Source organism: Brevibacterium sp. Z349TD_9 (assembly GCF_056173565.1).
Genome location: NZ_CM149680.1, coordinates 1,698,333 through 1,720,984, shown reverse-complemented (window position 1 = coordinate 1,720,984; position 22,652 = coordinate 1,698,333). Strand labels below are relative to the sequence as shown.

The 22,652-nt window shown below is 67.2% G+C and carries 22 protein-coding genes and 1 tRNA gene; 2 read left to right on the top strand and 21 right to left on the bottom strand.

What is annotated here, in order from left to right:
* Window positions 1-180 precede the first annotated feature (180 nt).
* The 9 genes from ettA to AC0VYB_RS07745 all read right to left on the bottom strand — a co-directional run bounded on the left by ettA (window position 181) and on the right by AC0VYB_RS07745 (window position 9,165).
* Window positions 181-1,863, bottom strand: a complete 1,683-nt coding sequence (gene ettA, locus AC0VYB_RS07785; protein ID WP_119296292.1) for an energy-dependent translational throttle protein EttA — start codon at window positions 1,861-1,863, stop codon at window positions 181-183.
* A gap of 44 nt (window positions 1,864-1,907) precedes the next feature.
* On the bottom strand, window positions 1,908-2,561 hold the full coding sequence (locus tag AC0VYB_RS07780) for a DUF6993 domain-containing protein (RefSeq protein WP_119296293.1): 654 nt from the start codon (window positions 2,559-2,561) through the stop codon (window positions 1,908-1,910).
* Between the two features lie 256 nt (window positions 2,562-2,817).
* Window positions 2,818-3,645 (bottom strand): single-stranded DNA-binding protein, encoded by an 828-nt coding sequence (locus AC0VYB_RS07775; RefSeq protein WP_119296294.1) that lies wholly within the window; start codon window positions 3,643-3,645, stop codon window positions 2,818-2,820.
* A 176-nt stretch (window positions 3,646-3,821) separates the two neighbouring features.
* Window positions 3,822-5,402 carry a GTPase gene (locus AC0VYB_RS07770; RefSeq protein WP_063249738.1) on the bottom strand — a complete coding sequence of 527 codons (1,581 nt, stop codon included), beginning with the start codon at window positions 5,400-5,402 and terminating at the stop codon, window positions 3,822-3,824.
* Entirely contained in the window at window positions 5,399-7,096 is a 1,698-nt protein-coding gene (locus AC0VYB_RS07765; RefSeq protein ID WP_227007047.1) for a dynamin family protein, read from the bottom strand. The genes AC0VYB_RS07770 and AC0VYB_RS07765 overlap by 4 nt, the downstream gene beginning before the upstream one ends.
* Before the next feature lie 77 nt (window positions 7,097-7,173).
* Window positions 7,174-7,247: transfer RNA gene (locus AC0VYB_RS07760), tRNA-Arg, on the bottom strand.
* 105 nt (window positions 7,248-7,352) lie between these two features.
* The gene (locus AC0VYB_RS07755; RefSeq protein WP_009375340.1) at window positions 7,353-7,562 is read right to left on the bottom strand and encodes a hypothetical protein; all 210 of its coding nucleotides are present in this window, start codon (window positions 7,560-7,562) and stop codon (window positions 7,353-7,355) included.
* Between the two features lie 69 nt (window positions 7,563-7,631).
* On the bottom strand, window positions 7,632-7,952 hold the full coding sequence (locus tag AC0VYB_RS07750) for a thiamine-binding protein (RefSeq protein WP_101623868.1): 321 nt from the start codon (window positions 7,950-7,952) through the stop codon (window positions 7,632-7,634).
* A gap of 22 nt (window positions 7,953-7,974) precedes the next feature.
* The gene (locus tag AC0VYB_RS07745; protein WP_095375847.1) at window positions 7,975-9,165 is read right to left on the bottom strand and encodes an acetyl-CoA C-acetyltransferase; all 1,191 of its coding nucleotides are present in this window, start codon (window positions 9,163-9,165) and stop codon (window positions 7,975-7,977) included.
* 219 nt (window positions 9,166-9,384) lie between these two features.
* On the opposite strand from AC0VYB_RS07745, the gene AC0VYB_RS07740 reads away from it, so the two are divergent.
* The gene (locus AC0VYB_RS07740) at window positions 9,385-10,971 is read left to right on the top strand and encodes a coiled-coil domain-containing protein (protein WP_009375334.1); all 1,587 of its coding nucleotides are present in this window, start codon (window positions 9,385-9,387) and stop codon (window positions 10,969-10,971) included.
* A gap of 175 nt (window positions 10,972-11,146) precedes the next feature.
* Here the strand turns inward: AC0VYB_RS07740 and AC0VYB_RS07735 are convergent, their stop codons facing one another.
* Window positions 11,147-11,443 (bottom strand): hypothetical protein, encoded by a 297-nt coding sequence (locus tag AC0VYB_RS07735; protein ID WP_009375332.1) that lies wholly within the window; start codon window positions 11,441-11,443, stop codon window positions 11,147-11,149.
* Between the two features lie 30 nt (window positions 11,444-11,473).
* On the opposite strand from AC0VYB_RS07735, the gene nucS reads away from it, so the two are divergent.
* Window positions 11,474-12,169 carry an endonuclease NucS gene (nucS, locus tag AC0VYB_RS07730; RefSeq protein WP_475385116.1) on the top strand — a complete coding sequence of 232 codons (696 nt, stop codon included), beginning with the start codon at window positions 11,474-11,476 and terminating at the stop codon, window positions 12,167-12,169.
* A 113-nt stretch (window positions 12,170-12,282) separates the two neighbouring features.
* Here the strand turns inward: nucS and AC0VYB_RS07725 are convergent, their stop codons facing one another.
* The 11 genes from AC0VYB_RS07725 to atpB form a co-directional block, all read right to left on the bottom strand.
* Complete coding sequence (locus tag AC0VYB_RS07725) at window positions 12,283-13,122, bottom strand: hypothetical protein (protein ID WP_009375330.1); 840 nt, start codon at window positions 13,120-13,122, stop codon at window positions 12,283-12,285.
* A 611-nt stretch (window positions 13,123-13,733) separates the two neighbouring features.
* Window positions 13,734-15,047, bottom strand: a complete 1,314-nt coding sequence (murA, locus tag AC0VYB_RS07720; RefSeq protein ID WP_101623870.1) for a UDP-N-acetylglucosamine 1-carboxyvinyltransferase — start codon at window positions 15,045-15,047, stop codon at window positions 13,734-13,736.
* On the bottom strand, window positions 15,047-15,514 hold the full coding sequence (locus tag AC0VYB_RS07715) for a DUF2550 domain-containing protein (protein WP_040340974.1): 468 nt from the start codon (window positions 15,512-15,514) through the stop codon (window positions 15,047-15,049). Before AC0VYB_RS07715 ends, murA begins: the two co-directional genes overlap by 1 nt.
* 23 nt (window positions 15,515-15,537) lie before the next feature.
* On the bottom strand, window positions 15,538-15,798 hold the full coding sequence (locus AC0VYB_RS07710) for a F0F1 ATP synthase subunit epsilon (protein WP_009375325.1): 261 nt from the start codon (window positions 15,796-15,798) through the stop codon (window positions 15,538-15,540).
* Between the two features lie 3 nt (window positions 15,799-15,801).
* A complete protein-coding gene (gene atpD, locus AC0VYB_RS07705; RefSeq protein WP_009375323.1) occupies window positions 15,802-17,253 on the bottom strand; it encodes a F0F1 ATP synthase subunit beta in 1,452 nt (483 codons plus the stop codon).
* Window positions 17,254-17,280: 27 nt separating this feature from the next.
* A complete protein-coding gene (locus AC0VYB_RS07700) occupies window positions 17,281-18,213 on the bottom strand; it encodes a F0F1 ATP synthase subunit gamma (RefSeq protein WP_009375321.1) in 933 nt (310 codons plus the stop codon).
* A 31-nt stretch (window positions 18,214-18,244) separates the two neighbouring features.
* Window positions 18,245-19,879, bottom strand: coding sequence for a F0F1 ATP synthase subunit alpha (gene atpA, locus AC0VYB_RS07695; protein WP_009375319.1), 1,635 nt, complete (start codon window positions 19,877-19,879; stop codon window positions 18,245-18,247).
* An 84-nt stretch (window positions 19,880-19,963) separates the two neighbouring features.
* Entirely contained in the window at window positions 19,964-20,770 is an 807-nt protein-coding gene (locus tag AC0VYB_RS07690; RefSeq protein WP_475385115.1) for a F0F1 ATP synthase subunit delta, read from the bottom strand.
* Window positions 20,770-21,321 carry a F0F1 ATP synthase subunit B gene (locus AC0VYB_RS07685; RefSeq protein ID WP_009375315.1) on the bottom strand — a complete coding sequence of 184 codons (552 nt, stop codon included), beginning with the start codon at window positions 21,319-21,321 and terminating at the stop codon, window positions 20,770-20,772. Before AC0VYB_RS07685 ends, AC0VYB_RS07690 begins: the two co-directional genes overlap by 1 nt.
* A gap of 27 nt (window positions 21,322-21,348) precedes the next feature.
* Window positions 21,349-21,573: a F0F1 ATP synthase subunit C gene (gene atpE / locus AC0VYB_RS07680; protein ID WP_009375307.1), complete on the bottom strand. Its 225-nt coding sequence runs from the start codon at window positions 21,571-21,573 to the stop codon at window positions 21,349-21,351.
* An 80-nt stretch (window positions 21,574-21,653) separates the two neighbouring features.
* The gene (gene atpB / locus AC0VYB_RS07675) at window positions 21,654-22,400 is read right to left on the bottom strand and encodes a F0F1 ATP synthase subunit A (protein WP_009375306.1); all 747 of its coding nucleotides are present in this window, start codon (window positions 22,398-22,400) and stop codon (window positions 21,654-21,656) included.
* Between the last annotated feature and the right edge of the window lie 252 nt (window positions 22,401-22,652).

Sequence of the window (22,652 nt, the reverse complement as noted above, 5' to 3'; positions counted from 1 at the left end):
AACCGGTGCGGCCGACGGACGCGCAGGCGCAACGGCTGACCGCCTCGGCGCCGGTGCGGTGCACCTGACCAGCGCCGGCGCGGCAGACGGACGCGGAGCCGGGTATGCGATCGGGCCCCAGCGGATTCCGCTGGGGCCCGATGCCGTACCGGTCGGGGTGCGCTCCCGCCGGCTGAGTGCTCAGTCGCGCGTGAGGCGACGGTGGGTGACCCGGTGAGGACGCGCGGCCTCCTCGCCGAGGCGGTCGATCTTGTTCTTCTCATACGCTTCGAAGTTGCCCTCGAACCAGTACCACTTGGCCGGGTCCTCGTCGGTGCCCTCCCACGCGAGGATGTGGGTGGCCACGCGGTCGAGGAACCAGCGGTCGTGGGAGACGACCACGGCGCAGCCGGGGAACTCGAGGAGCGCGTTCTCGAGCGAGCTCAGGGTCTCGACGTCGAGGTCGTTCGTCGGCTCGTCGAGGAGGAGGAGGTTGCCGCCCTGCTTGAGGGTGAGCGCGAGGTTGAGGCGATTGCGCTCACCGCCGGAGAGGACGCCGGCCTTCTTCTGCTGATCGGGTCCCTTGAAGCCGAACGCGGAGACGTAGGCACGCGAGGGCATCTCCACGGCTCCGACCTGGATGAAGTCGAGTCCGTCGGAGACGACCTCCCACAGCGATTTGTCCGGGTCGATGCCGCCGCGGGACTGGTCGACGTAGGAGATCTTCACGGTCTCGCCGACCTTGAGGTCTCCCCCGTCGAGCTCTTCGAGGCCGACGATCGTCTTGAACAGCGTCGACTTGCCGACGCCGTTGGGTCCGATGACGCCGACGATGCCGTTGCGCGGCAGCGAGAAGCTCAGACCGTCGATGAGCAGGCGACCGTCGAATCCCTTCTCGAGGTCCTTCGCTTCGATGACGATGTCGCCGAGGCGGGGGCCGGCCGGGATCTGGATCTCTTCGAAGTCGAGCTTGCGGGTCTTCTCGGCTTCGGCTGCCATCTCCTCGTAGCGGGCGAGGCGTGCCTTCGACTTCGTCTGCTTCGCCTTCGGGTTCGACCGCACCCATTCGAGTTCGTCCTTGAGGCGCTTGGCCAGCTTCGCGTCCTTCTTGCCCTGGACCTGCAGGCGCTCCTGCTTCTTCTCGAGGTAGGTCGAGTAGTTGCCCTCGTACGGGTAGAGGTGGCCGCGGTCGACCTCGGCGATCCATTCGGCGACGTGATCGAGGAAGTACCGGTCGTGGGTGATGGCGATGACGGCGCCGGGGTACGTCTTGAGGTGCTGCTCGAGCCAGAGCACCGACTCCGCGTCGAGGTGGTTCGTCGGCTCGTCGAGGAGGAGCAGGTCCGGCTTCTCGAGGAGGAGCTTGCACAGGGCCACGCGACGGCGCTCACCACCGGAGAGGACGCTGACGTCGGCGTCCGGCGGCGGGCACCGGAGGGCGTCCATGGCCTGTTCGAGCTGCGAGTCGAGGTCCCACGCATCGGCGGCGTCGATGGCCTCCTGGAGCTTGCCCATCTCCTCCATGAGGGAGTCGAAGTCCGCATCGGGATTCGCCATCTCCTCGGAGATCTCGTTGTAGCGGTCGAGCTTGGCCTTGATCTCGCCCACGCCCTCTTCGACGTTGCCGAGCACGGTCTTGTTCTCGTTGAGCGGCGGCTCCTGCATGAGGATGCCCACCGTGTATCCGGGGCTCAGCCGGGCTTCGCCGTTCGAGGGCTGTTCGAGGCCGGCCATGATCTTGAGGATCGTCGACTTGCCGGCGCCGTTGGGACCGACCATGCCGATCTTCGCCCCGGGGTAGAAGGACATCGACACGTCGTCGAGAATGACTTTGTCACCGTGCGCCTTGCGCGCCCTGTGCATGGTGTAAATGAATTCGGCCATAGTGGCCCCAGATTATCGGTTGGGCACCCCATGTGCCAATTGGTCTAGCCTCCGCCGAGCGAGGGCGAATCACCCTCCGAGGAGCCTTCGGACGACCCCTCCGAACCGCTCGAGGACGAGCCCCCACCGGACGAGGAACCGCCCGATTCCGAGGATCCCTGAGAGGGCTCGGGGCTGTTCGTCTCCGCGTCGTCACCGGTGATGTTCTCCCCCGGCATGTGGCCGGCGCCGTTGTCGTCGCCGTCCTGGTCGCGCTGTTCGCCCTTGGGAGCATCGACGCCTTCGGGGCGATCGACCGCGCCGAGGAGGCACGCCCCGGTCGACTCGGTCGGCGGCATGAGCTCAGCAGTGGCTTTGCCCTTGCGGATCTCGCCGATCACGCAGCCCTTCTTCGTCTTCACACCGAAGACCTTCGAGGGCACCTCGTTGCCCAGCGGCGAGGCGTCGAGAGTGGCCTCGAGCTGATCGGGCTTGTATCCGGCGTCGATCATCGTGTCGAAGAACTCCTTCGTCGAGGGGATCTTCTCTTCGTCGCCGGTCAGCGGCTCGACGGCTTTGAGGACCTTGTCGACTTCGGCGGCAGGCTTCTCCTGCGACTTCTTGGGTGTCGGCGCGGCGTCGTCGTCCAATCCGAGCAGGGAGCACCCTGAGAGGGCGAGGGAGAGGGCTGCGACACCCAGGAGGGGAACGAGACGCATGGATCACCTCGGTGAGGACGAACACGAACTCCTCCACTCTAGCCGATCGCGCCCCCCCTCCCGTCACCGACGCCCGGACCCGCTGCCTCCCGGCGACTGTCTTGTCGACCGTCCCGGCGTCGGCGTCCCGGCGGCTGTCCTGTCGACCGTCCCGGCGACAGTCCCGGCGGTAGGCCGGCTGCTCCCGCCGCGTCCCGGCGACTGTCCTGTCGTGCGCGTCCCGGCGGAGCGCCGGTCGAGTCCGGCCCAAAGGGGCTCAGAACGGTGCCGCAGCGGCGGCGGTCGCACCGGCGATGTCGTCGCGCTCGCTCGGGGTCGAGTCGTCGTCATCGAGCGCGGCTGAGTCGTCGCTGTCGTCTGCCACCGCTTCATCGCCGTCAGCGGATTCGTCATCACCGCCCGCGGGTGCGCCGCTCTGCCACGTCGGGTACCTGCCTGCCCGCGTGGCATCGACACTGTCCCCTGCCTCGGCGTCGTCGGCGGACCCACCGGCGGCATAGCCGGGCGCCTCGGTGCCGTGACCGGAAATGTCGTTGCTGTAGCCCGACGACGCGGTGCCGTAACGGGAGGTCTCGGTGCGCGCTCCGTCGGTACTCCCGGCAGCGCTGCGTTCGAAGGAATCTGTGCGGCCGGCAGCGCCTGTGTTCTCGCGCGGGAGTGCGTCCCACCCTGATCCGGAGCCCTCCGCCTCCTGCGCCGGGGCCGACTGCCTCCCCGACGCCGTTCCCTGGGCCTTGACGTAGTTCGCGGTACCGAAGCGGAGGTCCGGACCGAGATGATCGGCGATGATCGTCGGAGCGATTCCCGAACGCTCCTGGGACTCCCATTCGCGGATGCGCAGGTGACCTTGGATGACGACGCTCATACCCAGGGTGACCGAGGAGCCCACGTTGCTCGCCAGCGACCCGTAGCAGTCGACGCCGAACCACGAGGTCGTGTCGCTGACGAACTCACCGGTCTGCTTGTCCACCCGCCAGTGGTTGACGGCGAGCCGGAAGGACGCACATGGGCGTCCGGTCGGCAGGGTCCGGGCCTGTGGGGCCGTCGCGACGGTGCCGCAGACGGTGATCGGGATGTTCGACATTGCTCATTCCTCGCTCTGCTCTGGGTCGGCGGGAACTGTCTGGTCGCTCCCGCCAGGGATCCCTCCAGCACAGCGCGGCCGACGCTGAGCTGTCGAGCATGCGAAAAGGCCCTGTGGACGACGGTTATGCGTCCACAGGGCCTGAGCACACGAGTGAGCGTGCCTGTGAGGATGAGTCAGGCGAGTCGCTGATACGCATCGCGATGGGTGGCGATGACCGCATTGACCGGCTGCAGGTACGAACTCTGCGCCGCGTGCGCGACCGCCGAGCGCAGGTCGGCGTCGACGGCGGCCGCAGCCTCGTCTGCCCCTCTGTTCCGGGCTGACTTGGCGACGACCGAGGTGATGATCGAGCCGAGGATGCCGAGGACGAGGACCCCGATCGAGGCCGCCCACGCCCACCACGGCATCGCCCCTGGAGTCGCGACGGCGATCGCGGCGACGACGATGAGGCCGAGGGCGCCGATGATCGTGGCGAGGAAGAAGATGATCTGCAGGGCGTTGGCAACCGCCCACCACCCCGGCGTCCGCCGCTCGATATCCACAGCCGTGACGGCCGAGTCGAGGGTGTCGGCGAGCTGGTTCGTGCTTGCCCGTTCCGCTTCCGCAGCCGCGGTCTGCCATGGCCGAGGCAGCGTCGAGACGGATTCGGTGATGAGGTCGTGGGCCATGAGGCGGACCTGCGAGCTCTGCGTCTTGCTCGTCGCCGGGACGGAGGCGCGGATGAGTTCGTCGCGGGTCAGACCGTGCTTCGCGCCGAGCGGGTCGGGGGCGTTGCGCTGCATCCACGCGAGCAGCGGGTATCCGGTGCGCCGGTAGGCGCGTCGGATGTAGTCGTCGTGGACTGTCTGTGCGACGGCCTCGACACCGGCAGCCTCCGACATCGTCTCGACGAGGTGCGATGCTCCCGGAAGTTCGTCGGGGGTGGCCACGGGCTCGCCGAGTTCGGCGCGGATGCGCCGCGCCATCGCCTGCATGTCGGAGAGGAGGCGTTCGGCGGCTGCCTGCTTGGAGTCGAGGGTGTCGGCGAGGATCGACCGGATCTCCGGGATGCCCTCCCGGGTCACGGCAGAGGACAGGCGCACCTCGGTGTCGGTGAGTCCGTCCTCGTTGAGCAGCTGGCGCAGATGGGCGGCTGCGGCCTTCTGCTCCTCGACGCTGAGCTTGTCGACCTGGTTGAGGACGACGACCATGTTCGAACTGTTCTCGGCGAGCTTGGTCAGGTACTCGGAGTGGAGGGAGAAGTCAGCGTACTTCTGCGGGTCGACGACCCAGAAGACGACGTCGACGAGGCCGACGAGGCGGTCGGACTCGACCCGGTGCTCGACGGCCGTGGAGTCGTGGTCGGGCAGGTCGAGGAGGATGAGTCCGTGGAGACGGCGCTGGTCGTCGCCGTCGAGCGCCGATTCGCGCCATGTCCGACTCCGCTCGGGGACCCGCAGCCAGTTGAGGATGTCCTGTCCGCCCTCGCCCCAGACGCATGCCGTCGGGCGCGAGGTCGTGGGCCTGCGCACGCCGACGCGGGCGATGTCGAGGCCTGCCACGGCGTTGAACAACGACGACTTGCCCGAGCCGGTCGACCCGGCGAAGGCGACGACGGTGAAGTCCTCGCCGAGGTCGAGTCGGTCGTCGGCCCTCTCGAGCAGGCTGGAGGCATCGGCCCGCACGTCGGGGCTGATCCTGTCGTCCTCGAGCGCCAGCGCGTGGCGGATACCGTCGGCGAGCCGGCGGATCTCGGACTGGGCCGAATCGTTCACAGTGCCTCCTCGAGGCGGGCACCGGCAGTGCGGAGGGCTCCGGACTGCCTGGTGGGAACCGCTGTCAGTCGTAGTGCTTGGTCGAATGGGGTGCGGCAGTCGCCGATGATGCCGGCGGCCGCGGTGAGGAAGCGGTCGCGGATCGAGCCGATGATGTCGACGGCCTCCTGTTCGCCGAAGATCGTTCCGGCCAGGCTCAGTGCCACTCCGGCGCCCGACCGTGAGGCACTGTCGTTCGACGAGGTGTGCGCCGGGTCCCAGAAGGTCGCGTACTCGAGGACGGCGCAGACCCCGCTGACGCCGAACGAGAGGATACGAGCCTTCGACTTCTTCCCTTGGCCGATGTCCCGGACGAGGGCGTTGACATCGTTCGACCACCCGCTCACCGCGGCTTTCACTCGATCCTCGAGTTCGCTGGTGGGTTCGCGCAGCGCCGGCTCGGAGGTGACGAGGGCCTCGCCTGCCGGTGTGCGCCGCCAGTCGTCGGCGACGACGTCGACGACGTCGACGGCGGCCTCGCGCAGCGTGATCGCCGCACTCCGGAGGATTGCGATGTGGAGCGGGGCGGCGGCGTCGTGCTTGCCGGTCACCGCCGCGGAGATGCGGTCGCGCATCCGCGCCATCGTGGGCTCGAGTCCGCGGAAGAGCTGACCCGTGCCGACGAAGTCCTGCCAGCGGGCGTTGACGGCGCCGTGGAGGATCCGGCCGTCGGTGACGACGGTCGCCAGCGATTCGTGGGCGGAGCGGAAGCGCTCATCGACGATCCGCTCGAGGTGGGCGTGGGCGTCCTCCTGGGATTGGGCCGCCTCGGCGAGGGCATCGACCCGGCCGGGCAGGGAGGCGATCGCACCGGACAGCGTGCGGCGACGGATTCGCCCGCGGGACTCGGACTCGGCACTGACCTCGCGGATCCACGACTGGATCGGATAGACAGCGGCGTGCGGAAGCCGGCCGTCCTCGAGCGGGAGTTCGGCGACAGAGAAGATCGGTGACTGCGCGAGCCCCGCCTCGGAGAGGAGGTGGGAGAGGTGGTGCCGGACTTCGCGGTTCGCCTCGGGGGGAACGCGGTCGAGGACGAGCGCGACCGAGGTGCTGCGGGCGGCGGCTTCGCGCAGGAGCGCCCAGGGAGCCGCGTCGGCGTAGCGGTTGGCGGTGGTGACGAAGAGCCAGAGGTCGGCGCACATGAGGATGCGGCGGGCGAGGTCGCGGTTGGACTCGGCGATCGAGTCGATGTCGGGGCAGTCGAGGACGGCGGTGCCCGGCGCGATGTCGGCGTCGGGGATGAGCACGAGCGCCGGGGACGTCGTCTCCGGGTCGGAGCTGCGGGGCAGATCGCCGAGGAACGTCGCGGTCTCGAAGTGCTTCGCATCGGCCGGGTTGTGGATGACGATCGGGTTGGCGGTCGTGGGACGACGCACGCCTGCGGGGCTGACGGTGCGGCCGATGAGCGAGTTGACCAGTGTCGACTTCCCCGCCCCCGTCGAACCGCCGACGGCGATGAGGAAAGGAGCCGGCGCGCGGTTGATCCGCGGGAGGATGAAATCGCCCATCTCCGAGCTCAGGGATCCAAGCAGTCGGCGGCCGTCTGCCGCGTCGTCGGTCTGCAGGGTGAACCGGGTCTCGGAGATCTTCTTCGCGATATCGCTCAGTGCTCCGCCCACCGGTGGCGTCACGGCATTTCCGCTGTCTGTCATCACGCATCCACTTTCCACGTTTTCACAGCTGAGCACCACCAGGCACGCCGTGACGGGGTTCAATTGCCTGCGCACTGCGCCCCCGGCGGGGCTCGAACCCGCGACCTACCGCTTAGAAGGCGGTTGCTCTATCCGACTGAGCTACGGAGGCCCACACATCGTAACCGATGGGCAGCGGGCAGACGAAAGCAGCCCCGCACCGACCAGTCCGGCCATGTGGCCGGGGTCGGAGCGGGGCCGTCGGAGACGACCGGGGTCAGTGGGTGCTGCCGGCCTTCTCAAGCGCCTTGCGGACCGTGATGATCGCGAGGATGACGACGCCCGTGAGCGCGAGGATGACCGCGGCGGCTTCGACGCCGAACGCGACCTCGGCCGCGACGGGGAAGAATCCTGCGATCATGAACCCGAGCAGGGCGATCATGGTCAGAGCAGTGGCAGTGGTGAAATACGCGGATCCATTCTTCATGGGTCATCCTCCTTCGTCCTTGAGACGAGGATAGACCCATCTGAGATCTGCGTCACTGCTTTTTCTGCGTCAGGCGTCGTTTCTCCGCCGCGCGTCGATCGCCTGCTCGAGGCGGTCGACCTTTCCCTCGATCTCTCCCTCGTGCCCGGGACGGATATCGGCCTTGATGACGAGCGAGATCCGGGACCCGAACGGCGCGACCGCCTCGGTGGCACGACGGACGACATCGAAGACCTCGTCCCAGTTCCCTTCGATCTCGGTGAACATGCTCGTCGTGCGGTTCGGCAGCCCGGATTCGCGAACGACTTCGACAGCCGCGGCCACGGCCTCATGGACCGAGCCGTCGGGGCCTTCGCCGCCGCTGGGGGCGACAGAGAATGCGAGCAGCATGGCGGTTCCTCCTCCCCTGGACTCAGCCCTGTTCGGGAACGGTGATGATGAGCGAATCACCCTGGCCGCCGCCACCGCAGAGGGCAGCGACACCCGTGCCGCCGCCTCGGCGCTGGAGTTCGAGGGCAAGGGTGAGGACGATGCGGGCGCCGGAGGCCCCGATCGGATGCCCGAGGGCGATCGCTCCCCCGTTGACGTTGACCTTCTCCGGATCGATGCCGAGGTCCTTCGTGCTCGCGAGGCCGACGGCGGCGAACGCTTCGTTGATCTCGTAGAGGTCGAAGGAGTCAGCGGCCACGCCTTCGGACTCGGCGGCCTTGCGGATCGCCTGCGAGGGCTGGTGCTGGAGGGTCGAGTCGGGTCCTGCCGTCCAGCCGTGGGCGCGGATCTCAGCGAGGATCGGCGCACCGAGCTCCTCAGCCTTCTCCCGAGACATGACGACGACAGCGGCCGCGCCGTCGGAGATCTGCGAGGCGTTGCCCGCGGTAATCGCCCCGTCCTTGCGGAAGGCCGGGCGCAGCTTCGCCATCGATTCGACCGTCGTGTCCGGGCGCACGCCCTCGTCGGTGTCGACGGTGACGTCGCCCTTGCGGGTGCGGATAGTCACGGGCACGACCTCGTCCTCGAACGCGCCCTTCTCCCAGCCGGCGGCAGCCCGCTGATGCGACTGCGCGGCGAAGGCGTCCTGCTCCTCACGGGAGAACTCGGACTCGCCCTTGTTGGCCTCTTCGGTCAGTCCGCCCATGGCCTGGTCGGTGAAGGCGTCCCAGAGACCGTCGTAGTCCATGTGGTCCTTGGCGACGACGTCACCGTACTTGTATCCGGCGCGGGACTTCTCGAGCAGGTGCGGGGCAAGCGTCATCGACTCCTGCCCGCCGGCGACGACGACGTCGTACTCGCCGGCGCGCACGAGCTGTGCGGCCTGGGTGATCGCGTTGATGCCGGAGAGGCAGAGCTTGTTGATCGTGATCGCGGGAACGCTCATGGGGATCCCCGCCTCGGCGGCGGCCTGTCGGGCCGGACCCTGACCGAGGCCGGCCTGGAGCACCTGGCCCATGATGACGTAGTCGACCTGGTCTCCGGAGATGCCCGCCTTCTCGAGGGCTCCCTTGATCGCTGCGGCACCGAGGTTCACCGCCGTCTGCGTTCCGAGCGCTCCCTGGAGCCGCCCGAACGGGGTGCGGGCACCGGAGACGATCACTGCTTCAGTCATGTTTCCTCCTCGAAGGACTGTGGCTCCGCGAACAGCGGGACGCGTGCAGCGGAGAGCTGTTGAGTACAGGGTAGTCGAGGCCGATGTGGCCTCCGTCACCGGGGTCGCCGAGGCGGTCGCCCGCAGGGGGATTCGGACCCAACACTCATCTTGAGTCCGATAGAGTAGGGACCGCGCAGGCATGACCAGATCCCCTTGACATGACAGGAGTCAGCTTCAGTGACGCCCACCGAAGAATTCCGCACAGCGATGCGCGGGTACGAGAAGAGCGAAGTCGATTCCCGACTGCAGCAGCTGCGCACGGAGATCGAATCCGTGCGGAAGGCGCTGTCGGATGCGCGCAGTCAGGTCATCAACGCCGATCGCGCGAAGCTCCAGATCGCCGGCGAGCTGTCCGAGGCGAAGGCTCAGCTGAAGAAGGCCGCCAATGAGAACGCCGAGGCGGCCGGTCCCCCCGGAAGCCGCATCGACCACCTCCTCAAGATCGCCGAGTCCCAGGCCCGGGAGACCCTCGCCCAGGCGAACTCGGATGCGGAGACGATCCGGAACAAGGCCCGCGCCGAGGCGGCGTCTGCTCGTGCGCGCATGCACACCGAGAGCAATGACACCCTCAACAACGCCCGGTCCGAGGCCGACGCGATCATCAGCTCCGCCGAGCTGCGCGCCGAGGAGGCCGTGAAGTCCGCAGAGAAGCGCGCGGCCGAGCTCAAGGCCACCGCCGAACGCGAGGCGGCGCAGTCGAAGGAGGCCAACGACGCCGCGTCGAAGGAGGCCCGCGAAAGCCTCGAGCACGAACTCGCGGAGCTGCGCGCCGCCGCCGAGAAGGAGGCGACCGACCTCCGCGCCGAGGCGAAGACCCAGGCCGATGAGACGATCGCCGCAGCCCAGGCTCAGGCCGACGAACTGCTCGCGGCCGCGAAGTCCCGCGACGAGGCCTCGAAGAAGTCCGCGAACGACCTCGACGTCGAACTCGCCACGAAGCGTCAGGAGGCAGAAGCCGAGCGCAAGAAGCGCTACGACGCCGCCCAGGCGGAGAACCGGAAGCTCATCGACGAGGCGCAGGCGCGCGCGGCGAAGGCCGACGCGGATGCCAAGGCCGCCGCGGAGCGCGCCGAGACGACCCGCGCCGAGGCCGTGACGAAGGCCGATGAGATCATCGCCGACGGCAAGGCCCGCGCACAGACGCTCATCTCCGAGGCTCGGGCCACCGCCGAGGCGACGATCGAGGAATCGGCCGCCGAAGCCAAGCGCAACGTCCAGTCCGCGCAGTCCCAGGTCGACCTGCTCACCAAGCAGCGCAAGACGATCACAGCTCAGCTCGACCAGCTCCGTTCGCTCTTCGCGATGCCCGGTGTGATGGGCGGCGACGCCGTCGATCCCGCGAAGGCGGAAGCGGCCACGCACGCGACCGAGCAGATCGCCGATGGGGAGGCTCTCGCCGACCTCATCGCCGCCGATTCCGCCGAGGAGGCGGCCGAGAAGTCGGCTGCCGACGGCGGGAAGTCCGGTGCCTCGAAGACGGGAGCCGCCGAGGCGGACGCCCAGACGGCGCAGGGCACAGGTTCCCAGAACTCCGGTGCGAAGTCGGCGGATGCCGCTGCAGAGCAGTCGGAGAACGCGGAGGATTCGGTGGAGACCGAGGCGTCCGAGACTGTCTCCGAGGATCTGCCCAACGGCGCGACCGACGCCGAGACGATCGCGATCGATGCGCAGGTCTCGGGTTCGCCGAAGTCCGGCGGCTCCGGTCAGGGTGGAAACCGTCCGGCCAACTCCAAGGCCGCACGGTCGCGTAACTCACTGCGCTGACGATGCTCAGGCGCTGAGCGCATTCGGCCGCGCACGACTTGCTGTACCGCCGGACGCGCTCCGCTGATGAGGCCCTCACCGACTGAAGAGAACGGGGTCCGCTCACCAGAGCGGGCCCCGTTCCGTGTCAGCCGAGTTCTGTGTCAGCGGAGTTCCGTGTCAGCGGAGTTGCGTGTCAGCGGAACCGCTCGAAGCACCTCGAGTGCCAGTGCCGACGAGAGTCGACGCCGATGTCGACGCCGTGGGAGGCCTCCTGACGCCAGGCGACGATGTGCGCGGTGGCCGCAGAGACCTGCTGTCCGCAGCCCGGGCACACGTAGACCTTGCCGCTGGAGTTGGCGGCCACACGCTGGATCGACCAGGTTCCGTCGGGCAGGTCGCGGCTCACCCGCAGACCGCCCACGGACTCGGTGAGGTCGCGCGCGGGTGCGCTCCATTTGTTCCTGCGACGCGAGGAGTTCGAACGTGGCATGGGGCGATTCTCTCACGTAGTCTGGGACGCGTGCGTCTCGTGATAGCTGAATGCTCTGTCGATTATGCCGGTCGTCTGACCGCGCATCTGCCCCTGGCCACCCGTCTCATCATGCTCAAGTCCGACGGGTCGATCCTCATCCACTCCGACGGCGGGTCGTACAAGCCGCTCAACTGGATGACCCCCCCGCGCGCCGTCCAGGTGGCCGAGCCGACCGACGAGCAGGCCGAAGCAGGTCTGAGCGAGATCTGGACGGTCTCGCAGACGAAGACCGGCGACCGACTCGTCATCTCGATCACTGAGGTGCTCTCGGACACGAGCCACGACCTCGGCGTCGATCCCGGTCTCGTCAAGGACGGAGTCGAAGCGCATCTCCAGGAACTCCTCGCCGAACACATCCATACTCTCGGCACGGGATACAGCCTCGTCCGCCGCGAATTCATGACGGCGATCGGTCCGGTCGACATCCTCGCCCGCGATGCGACCCAGAAGTCGGTGGCCGTTGAGATCAAACGGCGGGGCGACATCGACGGCGTCGAACAGCTCACCCGCTACCTCGAACTGATGAACCGAGATCCGCTCCTCTCCCCCGTCACCGGCGTCTTCGCCGCGCAGGAGATCAAACCGCAGGCACGCACTCTAGCTGAGGACCGCGGCATCCGCTGCGTCGTCCTCGACTACGATGCGCTGCGCGGGATGGACGATCCGGAGACCCGCCTCTTCTGAACACGCGTCTCCTCTCCCGGCCCGCGCCATCGCTCGGTCAAGGCGCAGCGCGGATAGCCGGCCGAGCATCGCCTGCTATCCGCGCTGCCCCTTGACTGACGACTGGATCGCCCTCACTGCGCGCCTTGCATCGGGCCTGCGAGTCGGTCTCGAGCGGCGATCTCCGTCTCGCGGATCCGCACCGCCTCTTTGATCCTGAGGAAGAGGTCTGCGCTGAAGAGATCGGCCCATCGAATGCGGAAGACCATCCACCCCTTGTTCCGCAGAGCGTATTCCCGCTTCCGTTCGCGTTCGAAGGCTCGGTGCGGATCACCGTCATCGATGTAGTACTTGCCGGCGCCATCGAACTCGGCAATGACCTTGACCGCCTCGTTGCCGAAGTCGGACCGAGCGAGGAAGCGACCATCGGCGTCGCAGACGACGAGTTGCGGCTCGAACCCCGGTATCGAATACTCGACGAATCGAACGGCGCAGATCGACTCCGCCACCGTTTCACGCCGTCCGTCGATGTTCTCCAGCACCGCTGTGATCCGCGACTGGCGGGTCCGCACAGGATGCGCCGCCTGGTGCGCTCGGAACTCCTCGAGAGTCACCCGCCCCAAGTGCACCGCGGCATCCGCAACAGCCACGGCGAACGCCAACGGACAATCCCTGGCGACATCGAGGAGCGTCTGCACCACCGTCGTCACCGGAATCCCTTCGACGATTTCCATGGTGTCGGGCTGCAGGGCCCGTCGACGGACCACGAGATCCCTCTGGCGGACCGAGCTGCGCGGGCTCGCGACCTCGACGTACACCTCACCCTTATCGACATACGGCACGGGCAGGCCGTGGACGAGCAGTGCACTGCGATGGGAGAACACTGCGTCGTGCGGCAGATCGGGGACGAATGACCGGACGAGAATCCTCAGATCCTCTCCGCGCTTGAGCATCCCCGCGGTCTCATGGGGCAACGCGGTCTCCTCCGCCTCCGCGATCGCTGCGACGAAGGCGTGCGACGGATTGTCGCACGCACGCGTGACAACGTATCGTCCCCGCCGGAGTCGCCGCAGGCAGCAATCGACGGCAGATCTGATCTGATGGCTGTTCCAGCCTGCCGCCACCAGATCCGAAGTCTCCAAGCACGCAAACATGCAATCGAGGATGGACGAGAAGGCATCCGGACCGCAAGAGGCTCAAAACGCCCTGTGGATAACCACTGAGCATCGAACGCACCTGTGGACAGTCAACCGGCACGAGTACGCCGGTGGTGTCGGTCCAGGCGCAGCGCGGATAGCCAGTCGTGCAACACCGGCGATCCGCGCTCAGCCTGGAGTGAGCGCCCGGGTGGTGTCGGTCCAGGCGCAGCGCGGATAGCCAGTCGTGCAACACCGGCGATCCGCGCTGAGCCTGGAGTGAGCGTGCGGAAGTGCTGGGAGTGTCGAAAAGTGCTGAAGGGCTTGAACGACGGGCGACCGAGCGAGTGGGCGCTCAGTCGAAGCTGTGACAGGCGGCCCGTTCGCGGGCGCTCAGTCGCCGCCACGTCAGTCGCCGCCACGTGAGTCGCTGCCCCGGGTGACCCCGCTCAGTCGAAGCTGAGACCGTCGGCGCGGGTGACGCGCTCGACGTCGGCGCCGAGCGCCCGGAGCTTGTCGACGAAGCCCTCGTAGCCGCGGTCGATGTGGTCGACGCCGGAGACCTCGGTGACGCCGGAGGCCCTGAGCCCGGCGAGGACGAGCCCGGCACCGGCGCGGATGTCCGAGGCCTCCACCTCGGCGCCGGAGAGCTCCTCGACCCCCGTGACCAGGGCGTGGTTGCCGTCGATCCGGACCTTCGCACCGAGGCGGGCGACCTCCTGGACGAAACGCCACCGGGCCTCGAAGAGGTTCTCCGAGAGCAGGCCGACGCCGTCGGAGACGGAGTTGAGCGCGATGACGAAGGGTTGGAGGTCGGTCGGGAAGCCGGGGAACGGCATCGTCGCGACCCTGATCGCGTGCGGACGCTGCGGCCCGACGACGCGGAACGCGCGCCCGAGCGTCCCGTCGCCGAGTTCGACCTCGCCGAGGTCGTCGACCGTCGCGCCGGCATCGCGGAGTTTGATGGCGACATTGGGCATGATCTCGAGTCCGACACCCCGCACGACGACGTCGCCGGCGCTCAGCGCGGCGGCGAAGGCGTAGGTTCCGGCGACGATCCGGTCCCCGACCGTGCGGTGGTCGACGGGACGCAGTTCGTCGACACCGGTGATGGTGAGCTCCGCCGTCCCGATGCCCTCGATCCGGGCACCCATCTGGACGAGCATGAGGCAGATGTCGACGATCTCCGGTTCCTTCGCGGCGTTGGCGATCGTCGTCGTCCCCTGCGCCAGGGTTGCCGCCATGACGAGGTTCTCGGTGGCACCCACCGACGGGAAGTCGAGCGCGATGTCCGTGCCGGTCAGCCCCGTCGGGGCCTCGGCGACGAAGTAGCCGTGGTCGAGGCGGACCTGGGCGCCGAGCGCCTCGAGCCCGGCCTGGTGCATGTCGAGACCGCGCGAGCCGATCGCATCGCCGCCGGGCAGGGCGACGTGGGCGGCGCGCATCCGCGCGGTCAGCGGGCCGAGGACGGAGATCGAGGCCCGCATCGCGCGGACGAGTTCGTAGTCGGCCTGGATCCCCACCGCGGCGGGGACGTCGATGCTCACGGTGCCGGCGTCGGCATCGTAGTCGACGGTGCAGCCGAGGCGGCTGAGGAGTTCGACCATGATCCTCACGTCGAGGATCGCGGGAACGTTGGTGATCGTCGTGCGTCCCACAGCGAGCAGGCTCGCCGCCATGAGCTTGAGGACGCTGTTCTTCGCGCCCCTGACGTCGACGGTGCCGCGCAGCTGCGTCGGACCGGTCAGGCGGAGGACTTCCATCAGGTGAACCGTCCCATCGTCGGATTGAAGCCGGGCGGCGAGGACTCGAGCCACGAGGCCATCGTCGACAGGGACTCGGTGTCCATCGCCAGGGAGACCGAGCGCGGTCTCCCGTTCGCCTTCCCGTAGGAGCAGTCGACGACGACGGCATCGGGAAGGACGGAGTACTGCTCCCCCGACGTCGGTTTGCGTCGGACGAGGATGTCGAGATCGGCGCGCGGCAGTCTCACGGCCGCGCGCCGGTTGAGGGCGAACACGGGATACCAGTCCAGGGAGGACACGGCGAACACCGCGACGCCCAAACGCCAACGTGGGCGGGAACTGGATTCCTCGCCCACGTTGATGGAGCAGTCGAACGCACCTGACAGCTTGGAGATCGACCTGCGCCTGATCGTCACGACGACGATGAGGGCAAGCGCCAGTCCCACCAACGAGAGCAGAACGATCAGCAGGACAGAAGGGTTCACGTTTGCCAAGTGTAATTGACTGTTCAGAGAAGTTCGGCCTGATCAGCCGCGATGATGACGCGATTGTTCTCGACCGAGAGAAAGCCCCCATCGGCCTGGACCCGGATCGTCTGATCCGAGGTCGTGAGAATCCTCGCCTCACCATCGGCTACGACACCGAGAACGGGTTCGTGACCAGGCAGGATGCCGATCTCGCCTTCCAGGGTGCGGGCGACGACGCGCTTGGCCTCGCCGACCCACACCTCCTGGTCGGCTGCGACGACGTTGACATCGAGGACAGCCATGGCTTACTTCTTCTGCATTTCTTCGTAGTTGCGCATGACATCGTCCATGCCGCCGACGTTGAAGAAGCACTGCTCCGGGATGTAGTCGACCTCGCCGGAGACGATCTTCGCGAAGCCCGCGACGGTGTCGGCGACGGGAACGGTCGAACCCGGAACACCGGTGAACTTCTCAGCGGTGTACGTGTTCTGCGACAGGAACTGCTCGATGCGACGCGCACGGTGGACGACGAGCTTGTCCTCTTCCGAGAGCTCGTCGACGCCGAGGATGGCGATGATGTCCTGCAGCTCCTTGTTCTTCTGCAGGATCGCCTTGACCTCGTTGGCCACGCGGTAGTGCTCCTCACCCACGACGAGCGGGTCGAGGATGCGCGAGGACGAGGTCAGCGGGTCGATCGCGGGGTAGAGACCGCGCGAGGCGATGTCGCGGTTGAGCTCGGTCGTCGCATCGAGGTGGGCGAAGGTCGTCGCCGGAGCCGGGTCGGTGTAGTCGTCGGCCGGGACGTAGATCGCCTGCATCGAGGTGATCGAGTGACCGCGCGTCGAGGTGATGCGCTCCTGGAGCACACCCATCTCGTCGGCGAGGTTGGGCTGGTAGCCCACGGCCGAGGGCATGCGACCCAGCAGGGTCGAGACCTCGGAGCCGGCCTGGGTGAAGCGGAAGATGTTGTCGATGAACAGGAGGACATCCTGGTTCTCGACATCGCGGAAGTACTCCGCCATCGTCAGCCCGGCCAGCGCGACGCGCAGACGCGTGCCCGGCGGCTCGTCCATCTGACCGAAGACGAGAGCGGTGTCACCGAAGACGCCGGCTTCGTCCATCTCGAAGATGAGGTCGTTGCCCTCACGGGTGCGCTCACCGACACCGGCGAACACCGAGGTGCCCGAGTGATTGTGCGCGATGCGGTAGATCATCTCCTGGATGAGGACGGTCTTGCCCACACCCGCGCCGCCGAAGAGGCCGATCTTCCCACCCTGGACGTACGGGGTGAGCAGGTCGATGCTCTTGATGCCGGTCTCGAGGACCTCCTGCTTCGACTCGAGTTCGTCGAAGGCCGGAGCCGGACGGTGGATCGGCCAGCGCTCCTTGATGTCGAGCGTCTCACCCTCGGCGAGGTTGAGGCAGTCGCCGGTCGTGTTCCACACGTGCCCCTTGGTGACGTCGCCGACGGGCACCGTGATCGGCGAACCGGTGTCGGTGACCTCCTGGCCGCGGACGAGTCCATCGGTCGGCTGCAGGGAGACGGCGCGGACGATGCCGTTGCCGAGGTGGAGGCTGGTCTCGAAGGTGAGCTTGCGCGTTCCCTCGGCGAGTTCCACGGTCGTGGTCAGGGCGTTGTAGATCTCCGGCACGGAATCGAGCGGGAACTCGACGTCGACGACCGGGCCGATGACCCGGGAAATGCGACCGAGGGCTGTGCCCTGTGCCGGGGAGTTATCCGTAACTGTGGCAGTCATGGTCTCTTTCTTCTCTGCTCGTACCGGTCAGTCGCCGGCTGCCGATGCCGCAAGGGCGTCGGCCCCACCGACGATCTCGGTGAGTTCCTGGGTGATTTCCGCCTGACGGGCCGTGTTGGCCAGCCGGGTGTAGGTCTTGATGAGGTCGTCGGCGTTGTCCGTCGCCGTCTTCATCGCCGCCTGACGCGATGCCTGCTCCGAGGCCGAGGCCGAGAGCAGCGCCGAGAGGATCCGCGAGTCGATGTACCGCGGCAGGAGGGCGTCGAGGACGGCCTCCGCGCTCGGCTCGAACTCGTAGAGCGGCATGCTGCCCGCACCTGAGGATCCCGACGCAGTCGCCGAGGTGGTCGCCTCGTCGGCGTCGACGACCTCGAGGGGCAGCAGACGCCGGTACTCCGGGTCGTGCTTGACCGAGGAGACGAACCGCGTGAAGACCATGTAGATCTCCTGCACTCCGCCGTTGTCGGCATCCGCCTCGAACGCCTTGAGCAGCGCTTCGCCGATCCTCCGGGCGTCTTCGGCGGTCGGGTTCTCGGAGAACCCGGTCCAGGCCTCGACGATCGGACGATCACGGAACGTGTAGTAGCTCTCAGCCTTGCCGCCGACCGTGAAGAGTGCGACCTCTTTGCCCTCCTGGCCCAACAGCCGCACGAGCTCTTCGGCCTCACGGATGAGGTTGGCGGAATAGGCTCCGGCGAAGCCCCGGTCCGGACCGATGACGAGCACCGCCGCGCGGGTGACATGGTCCGGTTCCGTCGTGAGCACATGATCGACGTCGGACTCGCTGGCGACAGCCGAGACGGCGCGGGTCAGCGCGTTGGCATACGGGCTGGCCGCCTGCGAACGCGCGATCGCCTTCTGGATCCGGGACGCGGCGATGAGCTCCATGGCCTTGAAGATCTTCCTCAAGGACTGAGTCGAGCGGATCTTCTGTTTGAAGACCCTCTGCTGGGCTCCCATCAGTTCTTCCTTTCGCCGTTACAGACGCGCCTCAACGCTTCTGCCGAACGATCTGCTCCTGCTCGACCTCATCGGACGAGGCCACGGACGAGTCCTCGGTGCCCGCGCGCGAACCCTGGTTCTCGTCGGCGACCCAGTTCTCGTTGAACTCCTTGAGCGCCTTCTCGAGCTGCTCACGGACATCGTCCTCGAGCTTCTTGGTCTCGCGGATGACGGTGAGGATCTCGGTCTTGCGTTCGAGGGTGTCGAGCAGTTCGGCCTCCCAGCGCAGGACGTCGTCGACGGCGATATCGTCGAGGTAGCCGTTGGTGCCGGCGAAGATCGACACGGTCTGCTTCTCGAACGGCATCGGCGAGTACTGGGGCTGCTTGAGCAGCTCCATGAGCCGAGCGCCACGGGCGAGGTCGCGCTTGGTCGCATCGTCGAGGTCGGAGGCGAACATCGCGAACGCCTCGAGCGAACGGTACTGCGCGAGCGAGAGCTTGAGCGTACCGGAGACGCTCTTGAGCGCCTTGGTCTGCGCGGCACCGCCGACTCGGGAGACCGAGACGCCGACGTCGACAGCGGGACGCTGACCGGAGTTGAACAGATCCGACTGGAGGAAGATCTGTCCGTCGGTGATCGAGATGACGTTGGTCGGGATGAACGCGCCGACGTCGTTGGCCTTGGTCTCGATGATCGGCAGACCGGTCATCGATCCGGCACCAAGGGCGTCGGAGAGCTTCGCACAGCGCTCGAGGAGGCGCGAGTGAAGGTAGAAGACGTCACCCGGGTAGGCTTCGCGGCCCGGCGGGCGGCGGAGCAGGAGGGAGACGGCGCGGTAGGCCTCGGCCTGCTTCGAGAGGTCGTCGAAGACGATGAGGACGTGCTTGCCGTTGTACATCCAGTGCTGGCCGATGGCCGAACCGGAGTAGGGGGCGAGGTACTTGAAGCCGGCCGGGTCGGACGCCGGAGCGGAGACGATCGTCGTGTACTCGAGCGCGCCGTTCTCTTCGAGAGCGCGGCGGACGTTGGCGACGGTCGAGCCCTTCTGGCCGACGGCGACGTAGATGCAGCGGACCTGCTGCGAGGGGTCGCCGGTGGCCCAGGCGTCACGCTGGTTGATGATCGTGTCAATCGCCAGAGCGGTCTTACCGGTCTTGCGGTCGCCGATGATGAGCTGACGCTGACCGCGGCCGATCGGGATCATGGCGTCGACGGCCTTGTATCCGGTCTGGAGCGGCTGGCGGACTTCCTGGCGGTCCATGACGCCCGGCGCCTGGAGCTCGAGCTCACGACGTCCTTCGGTCTCGACCTCACCGAGGCCGTCGAGCGGACGACCGAGCGGGTCGACGACGCGGCCGAGGTAGCCGTCGCCGACGGGGATCGAGAGGACCTCACCGGTGCGGTAGACGTCCTGCTCCTCGGCGATGCCTGCGAAGTCGCCGAGGACGACGACGCCGATCTCGCGCTCGTCGAGGTTCTGGGCCAGACCCAGAGTGCCGTCTTCGAACCGGAGGAGCTCGTTGGCCATGGTGCCCGGCAGACCCGAGACGTGGGCGATGCCGTCACCAGCGGTGACGACCTTGCCGACCTCGGTCTTCTCCGAGCTCTCGGGGTTGTACGACTCAACGAACTTCCCCAGAGCGTCCCGGATCTCCTCCGGGCGAATTGTCAGTTCCGCCATTGTGGTTTCCCTGCTTCCTTTACTCAGAACGTGTGTCCGGCGACCGGGGGGCCGCCTGTGCCGCCGGATCTGCCGGCTGGCGAATCAGCTTGCGAGTTTGCGCTGGACCTCTGCGAGGCGATCCGCAATGGTCGAATTCATCACCTCGTCGCCCACCTGCACCCGAACGCCCCCGATGACCTCGGGATCGACCTGGACGTTGAGGACGAGTTCGCGACCGTAGTTCTTCGCCAGAGCAGCGGCGAGACGCTCGGTCTGCTGCTGGCTCAGCGGCGCGGCCACGGTGACCTCGGCGACGGAACGCTGCTGGCGAGCGGCGAGGATGTCGCTGAAGTGGTCGAGCGCGATCGCCACGCGAAGTCCGCGAGGGTGCACCGCAGCGTGGTCGACGAGGGTGACCGTGTCGGGCTCGGCCCGACCTGCGAGCAGATCGGCCACGAGGGCGCGCTTCGCGTCGGCACCGGCATCGGAGTCGAGTGCGCGGGCGAGCTCATGGTCGGACTCGAGGAGTCGGGCGAAGCGGAAGAGCTCCTCTTCGACCTGACCGAGCTGGCCGACCTCCTGCGCAGCCGCGGCGATCGCCCTGACGCCGGCGACCTCGAGGCTGGTGACGAAGTCCTGCGTGCGCGCCCAGCGCTGAGACACGGCCACCGAGGCGATGCGCAGCGCCGCCTCGGGGATCTGAGCGCCGAACACGGCCTGCAGCAGACCCTGCTTCTTCTCCGCGGGCTCCGAGGAGTCCGCGAGTGCCTTGCGCAGGCCGAGGTTGTCGGCGAGGACGCCGACGACGCCGAGCAGCGACTGCCCGATCTCGCGTGCGTTGCCGCCCGAGATCTCAGCGTTCGCCGCTTCGAGAACGGCCTGCAGGGAGACTCTGCTCGACTGGAGCATCACGCCCCCTTGACCGGCTGGCCGGACGACTGCGTTTCGAGATCGGCGATGAAGCGATCGACGACGCCAGCGGAGCGCTGGTCATCGGTGAGCGATTCGCCGACGATGCGCGATGCGAGATCCGTGGCGAGCGTACCCACCTCGGAGCGCAGCTGCACCATGGCCGACTGGCGTTCGGCATCGATCTGCGTCTGTGCCTGCGCGATGATGCGGTCAGCCTCGCTGTGAGCCTGGGCCTTCATCTCGGCGATGATCTGGGCGCCCTCTTCCTGAGCCTCGGCGCGCAGCCGTGCGGCTTCCGCACGACCGTCGGCGAGCTGCTTCTGATATTCGGCCAGAGCCTGATCGGCTTCGGCCTGCACCTTCTCAGCCTTCTCAATGCCACCCTGGATGCGCGCAGCGCGCTCGTCGAGGGTCTTGTTGAAGGCGGGGAGGACGTACTTCCAGACAACCAGGAAGACGATCAGCAGACAGACGGCACTCCAGACGATGTCATACAGCGCGGGGAGAAGCGGATTCTCAGACGCTGCAACGATTTGTACCGGAGTCATCGTTTAGTCCTCTTCGGATCTGTCGGATCAGGGCAGGAAGAACGGGGTGGCGATGCCGATGAGGGCCAGCGCCTCGATCAGGGCGATACCGAGGAACATGTTTCCGCGGAGCGTGCCAGCCATCTCGGGCTGGCGAGCGGTTCCCTCGATGGTCTTGCCGATGACGATGCCGACGCCGATACCGGGGCCGATGGCGGCGAGGCCGTATCCGACGGTGGCGATACTGCCGTTGACTTCAGCGAGCATATCCATAGGATGCTTTTCCTTTCATATGGCGGTCGGGGGGTTGGCCCGACCTTGTAACACCTGGGTTACAGACTCAGAGGGACGACTCAGTGGTCGTCCGAGATGGCGGCGTTGATGTACACGCACGAGAGCAGGGCGAAGATGTAGGCCTGGAGGACGACGACCAGCATCTCGAGGAGGAAGACGAAGAATCCGCCGGCGAAGGTGAGGATCGCGAAGAACTGGAAGCCGTTGCTCGCGTCGAAGAGGAAGAAGCTCGTCGCGGAGAAGCAGAGGACGAGGAGGAGGTGGCCGACCATCATGTTCGCGAAGAGTCGGATCGCGAGCGTGAACGGCTGCGTGACGAACTTCGTGATGAACTCGATCGGGATGAGGAGGATGTGCATCGGCCACGGAACGCCCGGAAGGATGAGCGCGTCCTTGAGGTAGCCGCCGAGGCCCTTCTGCGCGATGCCCGCCCAGTGGTAGGTGATGTAGACGACCGCGGTGAGCACGATCGGCAGACCGATGACGCCGGAGGCGGGCATGTTGAGGAACGGAATGAGCTTCGTGACGTTCCAGAAGAGGACGCCGAAGAAGATCGCCACGATGAGCGGCATGAACTTCTTCGCCTTCTCCTTGCCCATCGTGTCCTCGGCGATGCCGACGGTGACGAACTCCATCGCGAGCTCCATGGCCGACTGGAAGCGGCCCGGGATGAGCTTCATCCGCTTCGCCCAGATCGCGAGGACGACGACGACGGCGATCGTCGCAAGGATGCGGATGAGCATCACGCGGTTCATCTCGAACGGCGTACCGACGAAGGCGAACGGTGCGGGAAAGAACTCCGCCATGGAAGGGGCCTTGAAACCGCCTTCAGCGGCTTGGATCATTGTCTGCGCGGCGTTGAGTGTACCCACGTTTATGTTTCTCTCCCATGGTCATTGGCCCAAGATGGCCTGGCCTTCGGCTGCGCGATGAGTGCGCGGCGAGCGGTTCAGGAGCGACATGGAGCGACACGGCTCCAGCACCGGAACTACTCTACCAATGGTAGAGAGCGCCGACAAATCCATGGATCTGCGCTGTGCGAACCCTGGCAGCCCCCT

Excerpts from the sequence above, each read along its gene's own strand:
- AC0VYB_RS07710 (WP_009375325.1), bottom strand. The coding sequence starts at position 15,798 with ATGGCTGTCCTCGATGTCAACGTCGTCGCAGCCGACCAGGAGGTGTGG.
- AC0VYB_RS07780 (WP_119296293.1), bottom strand. The coding sequence starts at position 2,561 with ATGCGTCTCGTTCCCCTCCTGGGTGTCGCAGCCCTCTCCCTCGCCCTC.
- atpA (WP_009375319.1), bottom strand. The coding sequence starts at position 19,879 with ATGGCGGAACTGACAATTCGCCCGGAGGAGATCCGGGACGCTCTGGGG.
- AC0VYB_RS07690 (WP_475385115.1), bottom strand. The coding sequence starts at position 20,770 with ATGCTCCAGTCGAGCAGAGTCTCCCTGCAGGCCGTTCTCGAAGCGGCG.
- AC0VYB_RS07765 (WP_227007047.1), bottom strand. The coding sequence starts at position 7,096 with ATGACAGACAGCGGAAATGCCGTGACGCCACCGGTGGGCGGAGCACTG.
- AC0VYB_RS07700 (WP_009375321.1), bottom strand. The coding sequence starts at position 18,213 with ATGGGAGCCCAGCAGAGGGTCTTCAAACAGAAGATCCGCTCGACTCAG.
- AC0VYB_RS07750 (WP_101623868.1), bottom strand. The coding sequence starts at position 7,952 with ATGCTGCTCGCATTCTCTGTCGCCCCCAGCGGCGGCGAAGGCCCCGAC.
- atpE (WP_009375307.1), bottom strand. The coding sequence starts at position 21,573 with ATGGATATGCTCGCTGAAGTCAACGGCAGTATCGCCACCGTCGGATAC.
- ettA (WP_119296292.1), bottom strand. The coding sequence starts at position 1,863 with ATGGCCGAATTCATTTACACCATGCACAGGGCGCGCAAGGCGCACGGT.
- AC0VYB_RS07755 (WP_009375340.1), bottom strand. The coding sequence starts at position 7,562 with ATGAAGAATGGATCCGCGTATTTCACCACTGCCACTGCTCTGACCATG.
- AC0VYB_RS07745 (WP_095375847.1), bottom strand. The coding sequence starts at position 9,165 with ATGACTGAAGCAGTGATCGTCTCCGGTGCCCGCACCCCGTTCGGGCGG.
- AC0VYB_RS07775 (WP_119296294.1), bottom strand. The coding sequence starts at position 3,645 with ATGTCGAACATCCCGATCACCGTCTGCGGCACCGTCGCGACGGCCCCA.
- murA (WP_101623870.1), bottom strand. The coding sequence starts at position 15,047 with ATGGAAGTCCTCCGCCTGACCGGTCCGACGCAGCTGCGCGGCACCGTC.
- AC0VYB_RS07685 (WP_009375315.1), bottom strand. The coding sequence starts at position 21,321 with ATGACTCCGGTACAAATCGTTGCAGCGTCTGAGAATCCGCTTCTCCCC.
- atpD (WP_009375323.1), bottom strand. The coding sequence starts at position 17,253 with ATGACTGCCACAGTTACGGATAACTCCCCGGCACAGGGCACAGCCCTC.
- AC0VYB_RS07735 (WP_009375332.1), bottom strand. The coding sequence starts at position 11,443 with ATGCCACGTTCGAACTCCTCGCGTCGCAGGAACAAATGGAGCGCACCC.
- atpB (WP_009375306.1), bottom strand. The coding sequence starts at position 22,400 with ATGGCGGAGTTCTTTCCCGCACCGTTCGCCTTCGTCGGTACGCCGTTC.